The sequence below is a fragment of the Moraxella sp. CTOTU49803 genome (assembly GCF_032097965.1).
GTDB lineage: Bacteria > Pseudomonadota > Gammaproteobacteria > Pseudomonadales > Moraxellaceae > Faucicola > Faucicola tetraodonis.
This window is the reverse complement of the sequence record NZ_DAMCJP010000025.1, coordinates 1-2,593: the sequence shown is the minus strand read 5'-3', so window position 1 is coordinate 2,593 and position 2,593 is coordinate 1. Positions and strand designations below refer to the sequence as shown.

Annotated in this window: 3 protein-coding genes; all 3 read left to right on the top strand. The window is 44.1% G+C overall.

All coding sequences use genetic code 11. The features are described from left to right. The first annotated feature begins 75 nt into the window (after positions 1-75). Positions 76-582 (top strand): plasmid mobilization protein, encoded by a 507-nt coding sequence (locus RT422_RS12100; protein ID WP_060994928.1) that lies wholly within the window; start codon positions 76-78, stop codon positions 580-582. Positions 583-1,379: 797 nt separating this feature from the next. Next, positions 1,380-2,270, top strand: coding sequence for a hypothetical protein (locus RT422_RS12095; RefSeq protein ID WP_312116756.1), 891 nt, complete (start codon positions 1,380-1,382; stop codon positions 2,268-2,270). Between the two features lie 12 nt (positions 2,271-2,282). Then, the coding region (locus tag RT422_RS12090; RefSeq protein WP_313422527.1) for a hypothetical protein at positions 2,283-2,593 on the top strand (311 nt) is incomplete at its 3' end.

The window sequence follows — 2,593 nt, the reverse complement described above, 5'->3', positions numbered from 1 at the left end:
TGGGTGCTTATTGGGGAGACCCCAAACCCCCTTAAACCAAAATCAAGCCTTATAAAAAATGAATAGACACTAAACATGGCACAACAATCAGCCGAAAAAAAGCAAAGCGATGACGACGTACTAATAAAAAAATCATCGAAAAAATTACGAGATAAACGTCTTAACATTCGCTTTAGTGACGAAGAATTTGCTGTGCTTGAAGCAAAAGCTCAAGGTATGAATTTAGCACGCTATGCGCGTGCCATATTAACAAAAGGTACTATACCTAGACGTGAACGCGATTTTCCTACGGTTGACCCAAAACTATTACGACAATTGCATGCCATGGGTAAAAATTTAAATCAATTGGTGCGCTATACGCATCAACAAGCAAACGCAAATCATCCGATTGATACGTTAAATTTAGCACTAGCGATTGATAATATGGCTGAGCAATTGGCTGAATTAAAAGCGCACTATCAAGTTGAAAAAAATTATTTTAATGGGGTGGAAGATGAGGACACTGTCAGTGAAGACAGTGATCCTTTATTAGAAAGTTCAACGCTAGAAAATAGCACGTTTAATAACGATTTAACTGGTTAATGGTATGCTAACCAAATTTTTTAAACGAGGCGGCACGGATGATGACAGACGTACCTTAGGTGGGTCAGCTGTTAAACATTATTTACTGGGAAGTGACGATCAACCGCGTGAAAAAGCGCGTTTGCTATTGGGCGATCCGGATGAGGTCACTGAGATTATTAATGGCTTGCCGTTTGCCAAAGTTTATAGCAGTGGCTGTTTAAGCTTTCATGAAAAAGATCTGTTAACTGACGCCCAAAAATTTGAGATTATCGAAGATTTCGAAGCCATGATGTTTGTTGGCTTACAACCCCATCAGTATACGTCGTACTGGGTGGAGCATACCGATAAAGGTCGGGTCGAGCTTAACTTTGTCTTTCCCAATGTTGAGCTGATCTCGGGTAATCATTTACAGGTGTATTACCATTATCGGGATTTAGCGTTGGTCAATAGTTGGAAAGATTTGACCAATGATAGGTACGGCTTTGTTAATCCCGCGGATTTAAATAACCGTCGAGATGTGACCCCCAGTATGGCCCCAAACATTGTTAAAGATTGGGCAACGTCAGATAAGCAGTCAATCATCGATAAGTTAAAACGCTTTACTGAGGTAGAAGATATCAAAAATGCGCTTACTGATTTGGTGTTAACCCAATCTGAGCTGCGACGACAGCAGGGTAAGCCACTCAAAGGTCAAGATGACATTGCCGATATGCTGACAAAATACGGTTTTGAAATCTCTCGTCAAGGTAAAGACAGTATCAGTATTAAAAACCCTGATCCCACGAAAAAAAATATTAAACTAAAAGGTGTGATTTATGAGCGAGACGCCACCGAATCCGTTATTCGATATGTTGCAGAACGCAAAGGCGCAGACCCAGCAGCAAATCAAATCTCAGCAGATGACCGAGCAAAACAGCTTAGACAAGCAGCAGCAACTTTTTCAAGCGAGCTTGAAAAACGTCGAGAACGACATTATCAGCGGTATGACGAAAATTTGCGCGCTGCTCGAGCGTTATCAAGACAGCAGTCAAAACTTAAGCGACAGCCATCTAAAGCAGCATCAAAGCTGGCTCAATCAGACCTGTCAGACCTTGGAGAGCGCCAAACAGACCTTGCTTGGGGTGTCGACGCAAATCGATCAGCTCAAGCAGCAGACCAGCAACGATTATCAGCGTACCCAAACCCACTTGACGAAGCAGAGCAGTCAATTACGCCAAGCCATAACCCACGAGACACAAACCACCCTACAGCATCACCAACGCCAACAGCAAACCCTGCGTCAGCAGATGGACGAGCGTCACCAAGCGGATATCGAGATGATCGAGTACAGCCAACAGCAAAGCAGGGTGCTGATTGGGCAACTAGCACGCAACAAACTGAGCCTAGGGATCGTCATGGGCAGCCTATTGGGGGGACTGCTACTGCTGATGGGGATATTAGCACTGATCAATCACAGCCAGTACCAGGATTGGCAGGAAACCAAGGTCTTAGTCGACCAAAGTCAAAAAGAACTAAGCTTACTCAATCAACAAATCAATCGTACCCCGATTCAATACCAAGCCCAAGCCCTTACCGATATCCAGCCGGGTTATGGCGGTGGTATCAATATTACCCCCAAATATCCCAACAGCGCCGTATGCCAAAAAAATGGCTTTGGCTATCCGACGCTTTATATCAACCAAAACCCGTATTACCGTCCCAACTAGAGACAAATAACCATGCAACCCATTACCACACAGCAGCTCATTACCAAGCGCTTAAACGAGCTGTCGAGCGATTTGCACAGCCAAGTGAGCCAGATGCTCAACCAACTCCAAGCGCAGCAATCCCAGACAATCGACGAGATGGTACAAAAACATCTGGAATTGATGTTGCCCAACTTGTATCAGCAGCTATCAACCCACCTAAGCGAGCAAGTGAACCAAAAGACCGAGACGCACAACCAGCAGATCACCCAATACTTGGACGAATTAGACAAGCTACAGAAATCCGAGATAGCAACACTGAAAAAAGGACGAGAAGAATTTCA

Bases quoted from the DNA above. Each gene is read 5' to 3' on its own strand.
- RT422_RS12100 (WP_060994928.1), top strand. From the start codon at position 76: ATGGCACAACAATCAGCCGAAAAAAAGCAAAGCGATGACGACGTACTA.
- RT422_RS12095 (WP_312116756.1), top strand. From the start codon at position 1,380: ATGAGCGAGACGCCACCGAATCCGTTATTCGATATGTTGCAGAACGCA.